The organism is Acetobacter sp. (genome assembly GCF_022483985.1).
GTDB lineage: Bacteria > Pseudomonadota > Alphaproteobacteria > Acetobacterales > Acetobacteraceae > Acetobacter.
In genome coordinates, this window is record NZ_JAKVME010000002.1 from 487920 (window position 1) to 502675 (window position 14756).

At 58.5% G+C, this 14756-nt stretch carries 11 protein-coding genes; 7 read left to right on the forward strand and 4 right to left on the reverse strand.

The window, feature by feature from the left end:
- The first annotated feature begins 2 nt into the window (after nucleotides 1-2).
- Both yihA and argB read left to right on the forward strand, forming a co-directional pair.
- Nucleotides 3-674: a ribosome biogenesis GTP-binding protein YihA/YsxC gene (gene yihA, locus LKE90_RS13890; RefSeq protein WP_291491860.1), complete on the forward strand. Its 672-nt coding sequence runs from the start codon at nucleotides 3-5 to the stop codon at nucleotides 672-674.
- An 81-nt stretch (nucleotides 675-755) separates the two neighbouring features.
- Entirely contained in the window at nucleotides 756-1661 is a 906-nt protein-coding gene (argB, locus tag LKE90_RS13895; RefSeq protein ID WP_291491859.1) for an acetylglutamate kinase, read from the forward strand.
- A 262-nt stretch (nucleotides 1662-1923) separates the two neighbouring features.
- Here argB and LKE90_RS13900 read toward each other — a convergent pair whose 3' ends face one another.
- Nucleotides 1924-3354, reverse strand: coding sequence for a cytochrome c (locus LKE90_RS13900; protein ID WP_291491858.1), 1431 nt, complete (start codon nucleotides 3352-3354; stop codon nucleotides 1924-1926).
- Nucleotides 3355-3411: 57 nt separating this feature from the next.
- Nucleotides 3412-5643, reverse strand: coding sequence for a PQQ-dependent dehydrogenase, methanol/ethanol family (locus tag LKE90_RS13905; protein ID WP_291491857.1), 2232 nt, complete (start codon nucleotides 5641-5643; stop codon nucleotides 3412-3414).
- Between the two features lie 575 nt (nucleotides 5644-6218).
- Between LKE90_RS13905 and LKE90_RS13910 the strand changes: the two genes are divergently transcribed.
- The 5 genes from LKE90_RS13910 (at nucleotide 6219) to cyoD (ending at nucleotide 11313) form a co-directional block, all read left to right on the forward strand.
- On the forward strand, nucleotides 6219-6983 hold the full coding sequence (locus tag LKE90_RS13910) for a Bax inhibitor-1/YccA family protein (protein ID WP_291491856.1): 765 nt from the start codon (nucleotides 6219-6221) through the stop codon (nucleotides 6981-6983).
- 470 nt (nucleotides 6984-7453) lie between these two features.
- Nucleotides 7454-8377, forward strand: a complete 924-nt coding sequence (cyoA, locus tag LKE90_RS13915; RefSeq protein ID WP_291491855.1) for a ubiquinol oxidase subunit II — start codon at nucleotides 7454-7456, stop codon at nucleotides 8375-8377.
- Nucleotides 8378-8384: 7 nt separating this feature from the next.
- Nucleotides 8385-10376, forward strand: a complete 1992-nt coding sequence (cyoB, locus tag LKE90_RS13920; RefSeq protein WP_291491854.1) for a cytochrome o ubiquinol oxidase subunit I — start codon at nucleotides 8385-8387, stop codon at nucleotides 10374-10376.
- On the forward strand, nucleotides 10376-10981 hold the full coding sequence (gene cyoC / locus LKE90_RS13925) for a cytochrome o ubiquinol oxidase subunit III (protein ID WP_291491853.1): 606 nt from the start codon (nucleotides 10376-10378) through the stop codon (nucleotides 10979-10981). The genes cyoB and cyoC overlap by 1 nt, the downstream gene beginning before the upstream one ends.
- Nucleotides 10981-11313 carry a cytochrome o ubiquinol oxidase subunit IV gene (gene cyoD, locus LKE90_RS13930; RefSeq protein ID WP_291491852.1) on the forward strand — a complete coding sequence of 111 codons (333 nt, stop codon included), beginning with the start codon at nucleotides 10981-10983 and terminating at the stop codon, nucleotides 11311-11313. The genes cyoC and cyoD overlap by 1 nt, the downstream gene beginning before the upstream one ends.
- 218 nt (nucleotides 11314-11531) lie before the next feature.
- Here cyoD and fdxA read toward each other — a convergent pair whose 3' ends face one another.
- Together fdxA and LKE90_RS13940 are read right to left on the reverse strand one after the other, a co-directional pair.
- Nucleotides 11532-11864: a ferredoxin FdxA gene (gene fdxA / locus LKE90_RS13935; RefSeq protein WP_291491850.1), complete on the reverse strand. Its 333-nt coding sequence runs from the start codon at nucleotides 11862-11864 to the stop codon at nucleotides 11532-11534.
- Between the two features lie 183 nt (nucleotides 11865-12047).
- Entirely contained in the window at nucleotides 12048-14684 is a 2637-nt protein-coding gene (locus LKE90_RS13940) for a helicase-related protein (protein ID WP_407066063.1), read from the reverse strand.
- Nucleotides 14685-14756 lie beyond the last annotated feature (72 nt).

The following is a 14756-nucleotide window of genomic DNA, read 5'->3' on the forward strand; positions in this document are numbered from 1 at the left end:
CGATGGCTGGTGAACAGGATTTCTCTGCCTCTCTCAAGCTGTCACCCGAGCAGCTTGAGGCCGGACGACTCCTGTTCGCCGGTCCGTGCGAGTTTTTCTATGGCGCGCAGCAGATTGGTCAGTTGCCCGACCCGGCCGCGCCGGAAATCGCATTCGCCGGTCGGTCCAACGTCGGTAAATCGAGCCTGATCAACGCACTGACGGGACGAAAAAGCCTTGCCCGGGCTTCCTCGGAGCCGGGACGGACGAAGCAGCTCAATTTCTTCGATCTTGATGGGCAGCTCGTGCTGGTCGATATGCCGGGCTATGGCTTCGCCAAGGCGGCCAAGGCGGTGAAGGAAGACTGGCAGGGGATGATGTTCGATTATCTCCGCGGTCGTCCCAATCTGCGGCGTGTGATCCTGCTGCTGGATGCACGGATCGAGACGAAAGCATCTGACCGTGATGTGATGGACATGTTCGATAAGGCGGCCATCAATTTTCAGGTCGTGCTGACGAAATGCGATGATGTGAAACCGAAAGCCGAGGAAGCCCGCTACCGGGAGGTTGTAGCCGAGGTGAGCCGTCATCCTGCCGCTCATCCTCTGGTTTTGCGGACGAGCAGCCAGACGGGGCTTGGTATCCCGGAGCTGCGTGCTGAAATTGCGGCATTTGCGGAACCGGTTCAGAACTGAATTGAGTGTCGGGGTTTTCTGTGCCCCGATTGCTCCGGCCCCGGCAGACGGGGGTATGTTTTCCGGACATGTGGAGTTGAAATGACGGATCAGGGACTTCCTACGGCGGACGCCTTGCAACAGGCAGCGACACTTGCCGGAGCACTGCCTTTCCTGCGTCGTTATGCCGGTGACACCATCGTCGTGAAGTATGGCGGCCACGCCATGGGCGATCCCGAACTGGCCCAGACGTTCGGCAAGGATATTGCCCTGCTGAAGCTGGTGGGGATCAATCCGGTTGTGGTGCATGGTGGCGGACCGCAGATCAACCAGATGCTGGAGCGGCTTCAGGTGAAGTCCTCTTTCGTCGATGGTTTCCGCGTCACGGATGCTGCGGCGATTGATGTTGTCGAGATGGTCCTGTGCGGCTCCGTCAACAAGCAGGTTGCGACCCTGATCAATGAAGCGGGTGCGCTGGCGGTCGGTGTTTCCGGCAAGGATGGCGGTCTGGTGAAGGCCAGCAAGCTGCTGCGGAAAGTGAGAGACCCCGTCACAGGTGCGGAGCAGACGCTGGATCTCGGCTTTGTCGGTGATCCTGACGAGATCAACCCGCAGGTGCTCTATGCGCTTTCAGGTTCGGGACTCATTCCTGTCATTGCTCCGGTTGCGGGTGGCCATCATGGCGAGACCTTCAACGTCAACGCGGATTCCGTGGCTGGTGCGATTGCGGGAGCCATCCATGCCTCGCGTCTGCTGATGCTGACCGACGTGCCGGGTGTTCTGGATGAGAATAAGCGGCTGATTCCTGAGCTTACCGCTGAGGAAGCCCGTAAGGGCATTGAGTCCGGCATGATTTCCGGAGGTATGATCCCGAAAGTCGAGACCTGTCTGAAAGCGGTGCAGGCCGGGGCTAAGGCGGCTGTCATCGTGAATGGTCGTGTGCCGCACGCCTGTTTGCTGGAACTGTTTACGCGTGCCGGGTCCGGGACATTGATCCGCGCGGACTGATCTCTCTGAGCTTCGCATGGTTGAAATCGGATGGGGCGCCCTCGGGCGCCCTTTTCTTTTACGGGCTTCTTCTCTCGGCATGACACGTAAGGCAAGCGTGTCTTTTGCGGGGTAATGGGGCGCTATGGAAAAAATCTGACGATCTTCCCTGATCTAAAACAGACAGCGCAGGTAGCCATGCCTCACATGTCCCGGCCATAAAAAAAACCACGGAGATTTCTCTCCGTGGCTTTCCCGAGAAAGTCGAGGACTGCGTCCCGACTTATTGCGGGTTGTCTACACCGGCATGTGTATCCGGAGAGAATGTCCATCCCTCACCATAAGGCTGCGGACCGAAGAGGCCCCAGCTGGAGGTGCTGGTTGGTTCATCTGTCCAGGCACGACGGTCCAGAACAGACTGGCTGGTCTGGCGCAGTTTGGAGACGTCAGACGCCGTCACATTGGCGGGAGCCTTGTTACCCCACGAGGTACGGATGAAGTTCACGACGTCAGCAACCTGCTGATCGTTCAGGATCTTCTGGTAGCCCGGCATGGCGACGGCGGAAGGAGCCCAGTTGGTCGGCGGAAGAACGCCACCGGCTGCCACGATATGAGCGACAGAGGTCGGGTTTTCCGAGACGACAACAGGGTTTCCGGCCAGCGGCGGGAACATGCGGTCTACAGCGGCACCGTCGTTACGATGGCAGATGGCGCACTGCTGCACATAGACATCGGCACCGGTCAGGCCCGCTGTCTTGCCGGCATCAAGAGCCTGAGCTGTGGACGGATCGTAAGTGTAGTCGCCCTTGGCTTTAGGCACTTCCGGCAGGCTCTTCAGATACTTTGCCGTGGCGCGAAGATCGTCCTCGGACCAGTACTGGGTGCTCCATGCCACCACATCGGCCATGCCGCCGAATGCCGCAGAGTGGTCGATACGACCCGAGCGCAGGAACTGAACCAGATCATCCTCAGACCAGCGGCCGATACCCAGAACCGGATCGCTGCGCAGGCTCGGTGCAATCCAGTTGTCGATCGGCGCACCACCGGCCAGGAAGTCCGGACCGCCAGACGCATCGTAGGCTTTTTCCTGAATGGAAAGGCCACGAGGCGTATGGCACATGCCGCAATGTCCCGGACCTGTGACAAGGTATTCACCACGTGCGATCACAGGATCTGTGCCCGGAGCCGGTGTGAACGCTTTTGGAGCGGGAGCGAACATCTTGCCCCAGAAAGCGAGCGGCCAGCGCATGGACAGAGGCCATGAGATATCGACGGGCTTATTGGGCTTATCGACCGGCTTCACGCCATGCATGAAGTAGGCATACAGCGCCTTGATGTCGTCTTCCGACATGCGGGAGAAGGCTGGATAGGGCATCGCAGGATAGAGCGCTGCGCCATCCTTGCGGATGCCGTGACGCACTGCCTTGTCGAAGTCTTCCAGCGTGTAGTTGCCGATACCTGTCTTGGGATCAGGCGTGATGTTGGTCGAATAAATTGCGCCGATCGGGGTTTTGATCTGGAGGCCACCGGCAAAGGCCGTGCCGTGCAGGGCTGTATGACAGGCAACGCAGTCGCCAAGGCGTGCGACGTAAGCACCCTTGGTCACCAGGTCGCTGTCGGCAGCCTGCGCCAGAGCAGGGGAGGCGCTGAGCGCCGTCCCTGCGAGAAGCCCGACCACGGCTGCGCCAAACGCAGCTTTAAGTCCTTTGATCATTGTTTCACCACCGCGGTACTTGTGTTGGAAGGATGCCATTTGTCACGGTCTCCCATTTCACGGGGTGATGCCGAGCGCAGGAGCAGTCGGGATCTGGTTCGGATTTTTCCGAGCTTCAATCTCGCGCTCATACGTGTCGGTCGCACGTTTGATCAGGTAGTTCCGGATGCTCTCGATTTCGTCAGGCGTCATGGACGTGTCGAAACGATCCATGCCGTAAGCCGTCAGGGCGCCGCGTCCTACAACGTTGTAGAAGGCGTCCTTGTGACGGATTGCGCCGGACCAGCGCAGATCCGGCAGCATGCCGCCAGCTTCGGCGTTGTCGCCATGGCAGGTCTGGCAATAGGTCTGGTACTGGAAGTAGCCCTTGTCGACCGTCTTCTCGTCAAACTCGGCCGGCGGCTTCACAGGCAGGAACCCGATACTGTTCCATGTCGGCAGCTTGGCTTTGCCATCGAGCGAGAACACGGCGATGTAGGAGTGATTGACCGTCCATCCCGCAGTGCGGCTCATGCCACCCATGGAGATCGGATAGATGCCGCCCCAGCCGACTTCGATCGCAACATACTGCTTGCCGTTGACGCTATAGGTCACCGGGTTTGCAATGATGCCGCTCTGTAGATCGTATTTGAACAGATCCTTGCCGTCGGTGGCGTCATAGGCGTGGAACTCACCGGTTGCGAGACCCTGGAAAACCAGATCGCCGCCAGTTGCCAGCACGCCGCCATCCCAGCCGCCTGCACGCTCAATGGTCCACTGCGCCTGCAGCTTGACCGGATCCCATGCCAGCAGCCAGCCCTTCAGATCCTGCATGTAGGCCGCGCGGGCTTCAGGTGTGTCGGGCAGACCGGTCTTGGTCATGTCGAGACCAAGGTTCCAGGAGTCAGGATGCGCCTTGAAGCCACCGGACTGGTTCTTGTAGCCGAACGGAATCTGATGTGCCGGAAGGTAGATCAGGTGAGTCCGCGGGCTGTAAGCCATTTCCATGAAGTTGTGCGCGCCCAGCGGACCCGGAATGCCATACCACTCCTTGCCGTTCAGCGTGTACAGACCTTCCGGATTGTAGATCGGACGACCGGTCTTCGGATCGAGGCCATAAGCCCAGTTCTCGTAGACGTAGTTCTTGCCCTGAATGAACTGGCCGGTCTTGGCGTCGAGCACGTAGAAGAAGCCGTTCTTCGGAGCGTGAACGATGACATGGCGGGTTTCACCATTGATCGGCAGATCAAGCGTCATGATCTGCTGGACCGAGGTGTAGTCCCACTGGTCCATCGGTGTTGCCTGGAAATGCCAGACATATTCGCCGGTTTCCGGCTTCACGGCCACGATGCTGCCGAGGAACAGGTTGTCGCCGATACCGTTGGAACGATATTTGTAGTTCCAGGGAGAACCGTTGCCGACGGCGAGATAGACGAGGTCGGTCTGCGGGTCATAGACGATGGAATCCCAGACGGTGCCGCCACCGCCCTGCTTCGTCCATGAGCCGTTCGGGCTCCAGGTCTTGTAGGCCTTGGTCATCAGCACGCTGTCGGACGCGGCATGGTCCGGCTCGTTCTTCGGGTTCGGAACCGTGAAGAAGCGCCAGTCGAGCTTGCCGGTTTCGGCGTCGAATGCGGAGACAAAGCCACGGGCGCCGAATTCGGCGCCACCGTTGCCGATGATAACGCGGCCCTTGGCGATACGCGGAGCGCCATCGACGGTGTAGGACCGCTGGTTACCCAGAGCGGCGTCCTTGGGAATGGTGTTGACGCTCCAGACGACTTTGCCGGTCTTGGCGTCAAGCGCGATCAGACGGCCGTCGAAGGTGCCGACATAGATCTTGCCATTCCAGTAGGCGATGCCGCGGTTGACGGTATCACAGCATCCACGGACGGCGACATTGCCGGGAACCTTGGGGTCGAAGGCCCACAGCAGTTCGCCGGTGTCGGCTTTCAGCGCCTTGACCTTGGACCAGTTGGTGGAGGCGAAAAGAACGCCGTCAACGATCAGGGGGGTGCCTTCCTGACCACGGTTGGAGTCAAACTCGTAGAACCAAGCCAGCTTCAGATCGCCGACATTCTGACGATTGATCTGGTCGAGCGGGCTGTAGCGCTGCTCAGAATAGGTTCGCCCATAAGAGAGCCAGTTCTCCGGGTGATCATCGGCGTGGATGATCGCTTCTCCGGTGGCTCCCTGATCGTCAGCAGCGCGTGCGGCGCCTGTAGGCTGACCCAGGGCCGCGGCCAGGATGGTTCCTGCCGCGAGAAGGCCAAGAAAGGAAGTCTTCCTGGCGGCTGAGGGACGGCTCATAATTATAGTCCTCATGCTCACTGATTGCAGATTCAGTCGGCAAATCAATGCGGAATTACCGTTGTGTCGTAGTCAGCCGACATGAACCAATGATGTCAATCGTGTCATCTGACTACGGCCTATGCGTGAAATGAGGGGGGCAACCTCACAGCTCCAACGGGTGATGGCGTCTGATAACATGAAAAAATGGACAGAAAATTGCGCTTTCCCGTGCTGTAGCGGGTCTATGTCGCAATGGGTCCGCTCTCCATGCGCGCCGGGAAAGCCTGTAAACAGGGAAATATCGAGTGGTTTCTGAGGAAAGCAGGCTGATACAGTCTCACGGAAAGGTGATGTATCGATGCTGCGAAGGAGAGCGTCACAGAATCGTTTCGATGGCTGAGCCGTAATGTTTTCCCGATGCGTCGCTCAGGAGGCCTGATCGTAAGAGTCGCCTTTTGTCTGGATGATGCTCTATAATGGCGGCGAAGGCGGTTCCTCCGGCAGTCCTTGAACCGTGCTTCCGCAGATACATATATATGTACAGAGTTATCGGCAGATGCCTGTCAGGTTATCTGAAAGTTTAAGGAGTGGTTATGTCCTTCAGTCGCGACTTTCGTTCGTCGCCTTTTGCCACCGGAGCTCAGTCCGCGACTGTGGATGCAGGGCTGCGGGCTTATATGCTCCGTGTCTATAACTGGATGGCATCAGGCTTGTTGCTCACTGCGCTCGTTGCCTATCTGATTGCGGAAATCCCATCCGTGCGCACCCTGTTCTTCCATGTTCAGGGTTATCAGGTCGCGCCAACCGGGCTGGGCTGGCTGGCGATGATTGCGCCGCTGGGCTTTGTCATGGTCATGTCATTCGGAGTGAACCGCCTCTCCCGTTCGGCGGTGCAGTCCCTGTTCTGGCTGTTCTGTGCGGTGATGGGGGCCAGTCTTTCCAGCATCCTTCTGACATATACCGGCGTATCGGTGGCCAGAGTCTTTCTGGTGACGGCAGCGACCTTCGGCGCGACATCCCTGTGGGCCTACACCACCGGGGCCAATCTGATCCGGTTTCAGTCTTTCCTCATGATGGGCCTGATCGGCCTCATGATCGCAGGGCTGGTGAACATGTTCCTTGGCAGCCCGGCCCTCTACTTCATCTACAGTGTGGTCGGTGTCTTCCTCTTCATTGGGCTGACAGCGTTCGATACGCAGCGGATCAAGATCACCTATCCGCAGTTCGCTTACTATGAAGGGCCGGAAGGGGCTGCGAAGCGTTCGGTTTACGATGCGCTGAACCTCTACCTGAACTTCATCAACCTCTTTCAGTTCATGTTGCAGTTCATGGGAACCCGCAGCAGCAACAGCGACTGACCATTCTCTGATTTTTCCCGAGTGGTGCGACTCTGCCCCGGCCTCCTGAGGTCGGGGTTTTTTTTGACCCGGGGAATGGCCGCGCTCAGTGAGCGTGTCCGTCCCGTATAATGCATGGCATATCCAAAAAAATAACACTTATTCGAAAAATCTTGGGAAGAATGGCAATTCTGTGAAGACGCAGACAGACGGGAAGGTTCGGGTTTGTTGCGGTAAATTGATCTCGCACTGCCTGCATGAAATATATAGAAATATTACGTGATGTTATCTTTGGGGTCTTTCGGCCTGCTTTTGGCGGTAAATGGCGAAACAGAAAGGCGTATGATGCATTGTGATAACTAAATTGTGGGATTATTGAATCGTTGTAATGCAACGCGGACGGAAGTGATCCTGTGCCTGTGGGCAGGTGTGATCCGGAACGACCTTGTTGGAGAGAGACCTACAAGTATGTCAGAATCGAGGGACGTACGATGAGAAACAAGTACCTGAAGGGAGCAGCCCGGCTGGCTGGTCTCGCTTCGGTGCTTCCACTGGCGGGATGTGACTGGGACATCCTGGACCCCAAGGGGCCGGTGGGAGACCAATTGAAAACTCTGATCGTTGAGTCGACGGTCGCAATGCTCATTGTGGTTGTCCCGACAATCATCATGGCATGCTACTTCGCCTGGAAGTACAGGGAGTCCAACACGGAAGCCGAGTATCTTCCGAAGTGGAGTCACTCGAACAAGATCGAGATAGCAATCTGGGGTATTCCAACCCTGATTATCATCTTTCTGGCGGTCATCACCTATAAGACCTGCCATTCACTGGACCCCTACCGTCCGCTGGAAGCAGAAGCCACCACCAAGCCTCTTGAGGTCGAAGTTGTTGCTCTGGACTGGAAATGGCTCTTCATCTACCCGAATGAAGGCATTGCGACGGTCAACCAGCTGGCTATTCCGGTGAACACGCCTGTTCACTTCGTCATCACATCCGATGCTGTGATGAACTCGTTCTTCATTCCGCGTCTTGGCTCGATGATCTACGCCATGGCGGGCATGCAGACGCAGCTTCACCTGATGGCGACGGAAGCTGGCGATTACCTCGGTGAGTCGGCCAACTACAGCGGTCGCGGCTTCTCTGACATGCAGTTCCGCACGCTTGCGATGCCTCAGGACCAGTATGCGGCCTGGGTCGAGAAGGTGCGTTCCTCATCCGATCAGCTGGATGACCAGACCTATCCGCGTCTTGCTGCTCCCAGCGAGGCTGAGCCGGTTAAATACTATTCTCATGTCGAGCCGAACCTCTTCGACCAGATCGTGGCGAAGTACAATAACGGCATGGTCATGGACAAGAGCACGGGCAAGATGATCCACGTTCAGTCCGCGATGTCCGACATGAACATGAAGGAGTAGGATCCAAATGTTAGGGAGATTATCGTTCGCGGATATCCCGTTGGATGTGCCGATCCTTATCGGTACCTTCATCGGCGTCGCGGTAGCGGGTATCGCCGTTCTCGGCCTGATTACCTATTTCGGGAAATGGGGCTATCTCTGGAAAGAGTGGCTGACTTCCGTTGATCACAAGCGTCTGGCGGTGATGTATGTCGTCGTCGCGCTGCTTGCTCTTGTGCGCGGTTTCGCCGACGCCATCATGATGCGTACCCAGCTCGCGCTGGCTTACGCTGGTAACCCCGGCTATCTGCCACCGCATCACTATGACCAGATCTTTTCGGCCCATGGCACGATCATGATCTTCTTCATGGCGATGGCGTTCATGACGGCTCTGTTCAACTTCGTGGTGCCGCTTCAGATCGGCGCGCGCGACGTTGCGTTCCCGTTCCTGAACAACCTGAGCTTCTGGATGACGACAGTCGCCTTCGCGCTGATCAACGTCTCGCTGTTCATCGGTGAGTTCTCGCAGTGCGGCTGGCTGGCTTACCCGCCTCTCTCCGAAAGCCAGTTCAGCCCTGGTGTCGGTGTCGACTACTATATCTGGGCAGTTCAGATTTCGGGTGTCGGAACGCTGCTGACAGGCGTCAACTTCTTCGTCACCATCGTCAAGATGCGTGCCCCCGGCATGACCTGGCTGAAGATGCCCGTGTTCACATGGACGGCTTTCTGCTCTTCCGTGCTGATCATGATCTCGTTCCCGGTTCTGACCGTGGCTGTGGCGCTTCTGGGCCTTGACCGTTATTTCGGGATGCATTTCTTCACGAATGACGGTGGCGGCAACCAGATGCTCTACCTCAACATGATCTGGGCGTGGGGTCATCCGGAAGTCTACATTCTCGTTATCCCTGCATTCGGCGTGTTCTCTGAAGTCGTTCCGGCGTTCTCCGGCAAGCCGCTGTTTGGCTATACGACGATGGTCTACGCAACCTGCGCGATTCTGGTTCTGTCCCTGGTCGTCTGGGTTCACCACTTCTTCACCATGGGTGCTGGCGCTGACGTCAACGCGTTCTTCGGTATCGCGACGATGATCATCTCCATCCCGACTGGCGTTAAGCTCTTCAACTGGCTGTTCACGATGTACAAGGGGCGCGTCCAGTTTCACGCCACGATGTACTGGGCCGTCGGCTTCATGATCACCTTCACCATCGGCGGCATGACCGGCGTGATGATGGCGATTCCGGCTGCTGACTTCGTTCTGCACAACAGCCTCTTCCTCATCGCCCACTTCCACAACGTCATCATCGGCGGTGTGTATTTCGGCTATGTCTGCGGCATGAACTTCTGGTTCCCGAAAGTCTTCGGCTTCAAGCTGAACGAAACATGGGGCAAGCGGGCGTTCTGGTGCTGGTTCGTCGGTTTCTACTTCGCGTTCTTCCCGCTCTACGTTCTCGGCTTCGAGGGGATGACACGTCGTCTGAACCACTACAGCAACCCACAGTGGCACCCGTGGCTGCTGCTTGCTGAAGTCGGCGCTGTCATGATTGCCTGCGGTGTCGCAAGTCAGGTCATCCAGCTCTATGTCTCGATCCGTGACATGAATCTGGCTGAAAACCGCGATGTGACCGGTGATCCGTGGAATGGTCGTACGCTGGAATGGTCCACGTCCTCACCGCCGCCGCCGTACAACTTCGCTATCGTTCCCCATGCCCATGAGCTCGATGCTTACTGGCATGACAAGGAAAACGGTATCGATACCCGTCGGGCAGGTGGTCCTTACCAGCCGATTCACATGCCGAAGAACACGGCCGCCGGTTTCCTGGTGGGCGCATTCAGCTTCGTGCTCGGCTTTGCGGCGATCTGGTACATCTGGTGGCTGGCTGTGATCGCTCTCGTGGGTGTTTTCGCGACGGTTATCGCACGCAGTGCGAACCAGGATGTTGATTACTACATCCCCGCCGAGGAAGTTGCCCGGATCGAGAACGAGCACTCCCGCAAACTTATGGCACAGGCGGCTGAGTAATGGCGCACGATACAACTCTCTCTGACGCGCACGCAGAGCACGAACACCACGAACTTCCGACGGTGTTCGGGTTCTGGGTGTATCTGATGACGGACTGCATCATCTTCGGATCGCTGTTCGCCGTCTTCGCGGTCCTTCGCAACCAGTTTGCGGGCGGACCGACGGGTAAGGAGTTGTTCGAAATTTCGGGGCTTGCGCTGGAAACGGCGCTCCTCCTGATTTCGAGCATCACCTATGGTTTCGGCATGATCGCGGCTCACAAGGGTCAGATCAAGGCAGTCCAGATGTGGCTGGCCGTGACCTTCCTTCTTGGTCTTGGGTTTGTGTTCCTTGAAGTCAAGGAATTCGCTCACATGATCGCCGATGGTGCCGGTCCGGATCGCAGTGCGTTCCTGTCCGCGTTCTTCACTCTGGTTTCGACTCACGGTCTTCATGTGAGCTGTGGTCTGATCTGGATCATTGTCATGATCATCCAGCTTTCCGGCGTGAGCGCGATCAATGAGCGTATGATGAACAAGCTCACCATGCTGAGCCTGTTCTGGCACTTCCTCGACATCGTGTGGATCTGCGTGTTCACCTATGTCTATCTGGCGAGCATGATCTGATGAGTAACGACCATTCAGCCCATGGGGGCTCAAGCCACGGTAGCGCAACCTCGTATATCATCGGGTTTGTTCTTGCCGTTATCCTGACCGCTGCGGCGTTCCTCGTGGTGATGGGGCATAGCCTCTCACCATCGGCGACACTGACGGCGATCACAGTGCTGGCAGTAATTCAGGTGGTCGTTCATCTGATTTTCTTCCTGCACATGAGCACAACATCCGAGCAGGCCTGGGATAACAAGGTTTTCCTGTTTACCCTCGGCTTCGTGATGATCCTCATTGTCGGCACGCTGTTCATCATGGACAACACCGCCGCACATATGATGTCACGCTAAAAAGATTATCAGTCCGGTCGCTTCGGCGGCTGGTTGCATGGTCTGGAGAAGCCCTGCCCGTTCATTCGGGCAGGGCTTTTTTTATGGCGTCGTCCTTACGCGCAACCACGGTTTGGAACAAAGGCGCGCGTGAATTTCTATGCCCGGACCCTTTCAGGCATAAAAAAAGCCTGCCCTTTGAATGGGGCAGGCTTCGTGCGGACGCGAAAGGCGTCTGATCAGTCTTTATGAGGCTCCGGAGAGAGAAGCTCTCTTTTGTCAGGCTTGTCTTTCCACTCTTCGGCATCAGCAGGCTGTGTGCCTTTGCGGGTGATGTTGGGCCAGAGCGCGGCATACTTCGTGTTGATCTCGGCCCATGAAGTGGCGCGATCATCACTGTCAGGGAAAATGGCTTCAGCCGGGCATTCCGGTTCGCAGACACCGCAATCGATGCACTCATCAGGATTAATGACGAGAAAATTCTCGCCAGCGTAGAAGCAGTCTACCGGGCAGACTTCCACGCAATCCATGAACTTGCAGCGAATGCAGTTTTCAGTGACCACGTAGGTCATCGTCATCTCCGATTATCAGGGGCCTGACACAGGCGTCAAAGCCGGGTGGGAACGGACGGTCGGAACTCAGCCCGCATATTGAGGCGCACCTATGGGGCGGATTTCCCGCAGACGCAAGCCATTCGAGCGGAAAACGCACGGGTGTTGCCGAATGGCCCATATGCGCGGGAGCCCGAAAGAGAGTCAGGCCGACGCACGGACCAGCAGGGACGAAAGAACGGCAAAGGGCGTTTCCTGCGTGGGTCGCCGTGACTGTGCGGGATGTGCCTGAGGCCTGTTCCGACCATTCTGAATCCGCGACAGCAGCCAGAACGGAATGGGACCGGCCACATCAGGCGGGAGCGGGCGGGGCGTTTCCAGCCGCAGGCCGAAGGTGCGGAGGATGGCAGGAACATCCTCGGTCTTTGCGCCGAGCCAGGGGGCAAAATGCTCCGGCAAAGCGACACTGTTCTGCCGCGTCCGGAAAGAGAGCGTCCGGACAAGCTTTTCCACCATGTCGAGGCGGAGTCGGACAGGACCACACGCAGGCCATCCGAGCGTATCGAAAAGAGTGGAAGGAAACGCCGCGACCGGAAGAGAAACCGCGGAGGGAGGCGGTAGCTCTACCGGTTTGGTGCCGGACTGCACGGCCAGAAGAAGAGCGCGGAATCTCATCGGTCGGGGCTTGAGCAGGGCGGGGAGATAGAGCCACCCCAGAGCGCAGCGCACACCGAGACGATGCAGAGGATGGTGTTTTTTCAGCGGCAGGCGGGCGCGGGCCTGTCCAGCCCCTTCCATCATCTCGTGCAGCGCGCCTCGTGTGTCGGCGCTGCCAGCCGCGAGGGCATGCGCCCTGAAAAGGGGAGCCAGTTCCAGAGCGATCTGACGTGAGACGAACTCCGACAGGCGCGCCCGGACGCAGTCCCGTTGGCGGGTATCCAGAAGATCGTCACCCCGCAACAGGACAGCCGGGTGCAGCGCATCACGCCCTGCGCTCAAACGGGCGATTCTGGTGCCCTCCCAGATGATGTCGCCGGTCTCGTGACTGAGCGAAAAAACGTCGTCGCTGGCCCGCAGACATGCCTGTACACGCAGGGGAATTTCGGTTTTCAGGGCGCGTCGGGCGGCGCGGGCGAGGGTGGCGCGATCCGACTGCGGCAGGTCCAGATCAAGATGAAGCTGAAAGCCCTGCATCCTGCCGACAGGGTGTCCTTCGACAATGACCTCGCCGTCGTTCTTGACCGCCGAGAGAAGCGGCGCATTGCTCTCATTTTCGAGTAGCCGGATCAGGTGCGCCGAGCGCCTGTCCACGAAACGGGCGGTCAGACGTTCATGCAGGGCGTCCGAGACCTTGTCTTCGACAATCCGGGTCCGTTCCTGCCACATGGCGGCGTTCGTAACCCAGTTTTCCCGGTTGGCGATGTAGGACCAGATACGAATGCCGGCGAGACGCTGCATCAGTGTGTCGACGTCACCATCCACACGGTCAAGACGTCCAAGCTGCTCTTCCATCCACGCGACAGGCAGGCGACGCTGCTCGACCAGCAGGCTGAAGACACGGCTACAGAGTTGCGCGTGGCTGCGTTCTCCGATTTTCCGGAAATCCGGAATCTGGCACACGTCCCACAGCATCTTTGTGCGGACGCGGCCCGTGGCGGTAGCCATGATCTGGGGTTCATGCGCCAATGTAGCCAGAATCAGCGCATCGCTGGTCGGCTCGCTGGCCTGTAACCCGCGCAGGGGGGGCGGCACGGACAGGCTGGCCATCAGGGCGCGGGGACTGGAGAAATCCAGACTGTCATTCCGCCAGACCAGCCGTTCGAGCGGATCGAATTGATGGTTTTCGACAGCTTCGATCATGGGATCAGGGACAGGCGGACAGCGTCCGGTCGTTCCGAACGTGCCGTCTTTCGCGCCGCGTCCGGCACGTCCGGCGATCTGTGCGACTTCCGAGGCTGTGAGCGGGCGGCGGCGCGATCCGTCGAACTTGGAAAGACCGGCGAAAGCGACATGGGCGATGTCCATGTTGAGACCCATGCCGATCGCGTCCGTGGCGACGAGGTAATCAACTTCCCGGTTCTGGTAGAGCTCCACCTGCGCGTTGCGGGTGCGGGGAGACATCTGCCCCATGACGACCGCGCATCCGCCTCGCCGACTGCGGATCAGTTCCGCGATGGCGTAAAGTTCGGCGGCCGAGAAAGCGACGATGGCCGAACGGGTGGGAAGTTTTTCCAGCCGAGCCGGACCCGTGAAGGTCAGGGCTGACAGGCGCGGACGGGTGTCGATGGTGATCCCGGGCACCAGCCGACGCATCAGGGGCGCGATGGTTTCGGCTCCAAGAAACAGCGTCTCTCCTGTGCCACGCGCATGCAGCAGGCGTGACGTGAAAATATGGCCGCGCTCGGGGTCGGCGCAGAGCTGGATTTCGTCGATGGCGAGGAAAGAGACCTGCCGGTCGATGGGCATGGCTTCGACCGTGCAGGAAAACCAGCGGGCGTCTGGCGGGATGATCTTTTCCTCGCCGGTGATCAGCGCGACGCGGGAGGCTCCCTTGCGGGCGACCAGACGCTCGTAATTCTCACGGGCCAGAAGTCTGAGCGGGAAACCGATGATGCCGGACGGATGGGCCAGCATCCGCTCAATGGCGAAATGCGTCTTGCCGGTATTGGTCGGCCCGAGAATGGCGTGGAGATGGTGGTCTGAATCGCGGCGGGATTCGCCATGCGGGGCATGGCCGGAAAATCTGACGCCGGACGCTCCGGCGAAAGAGCCGTCGGCCCCCGCCGGAGCGCAGGCGGGGAGGGAGCGATGCGGAAACGGGTGGGCAGGGAACCCTGTCATGCGGGTATGGTCTGATGGCTCGACGGGAAATGCAAGGGCGGGTTGCGATGGCGGGCCATGTTGCGTCCGGGG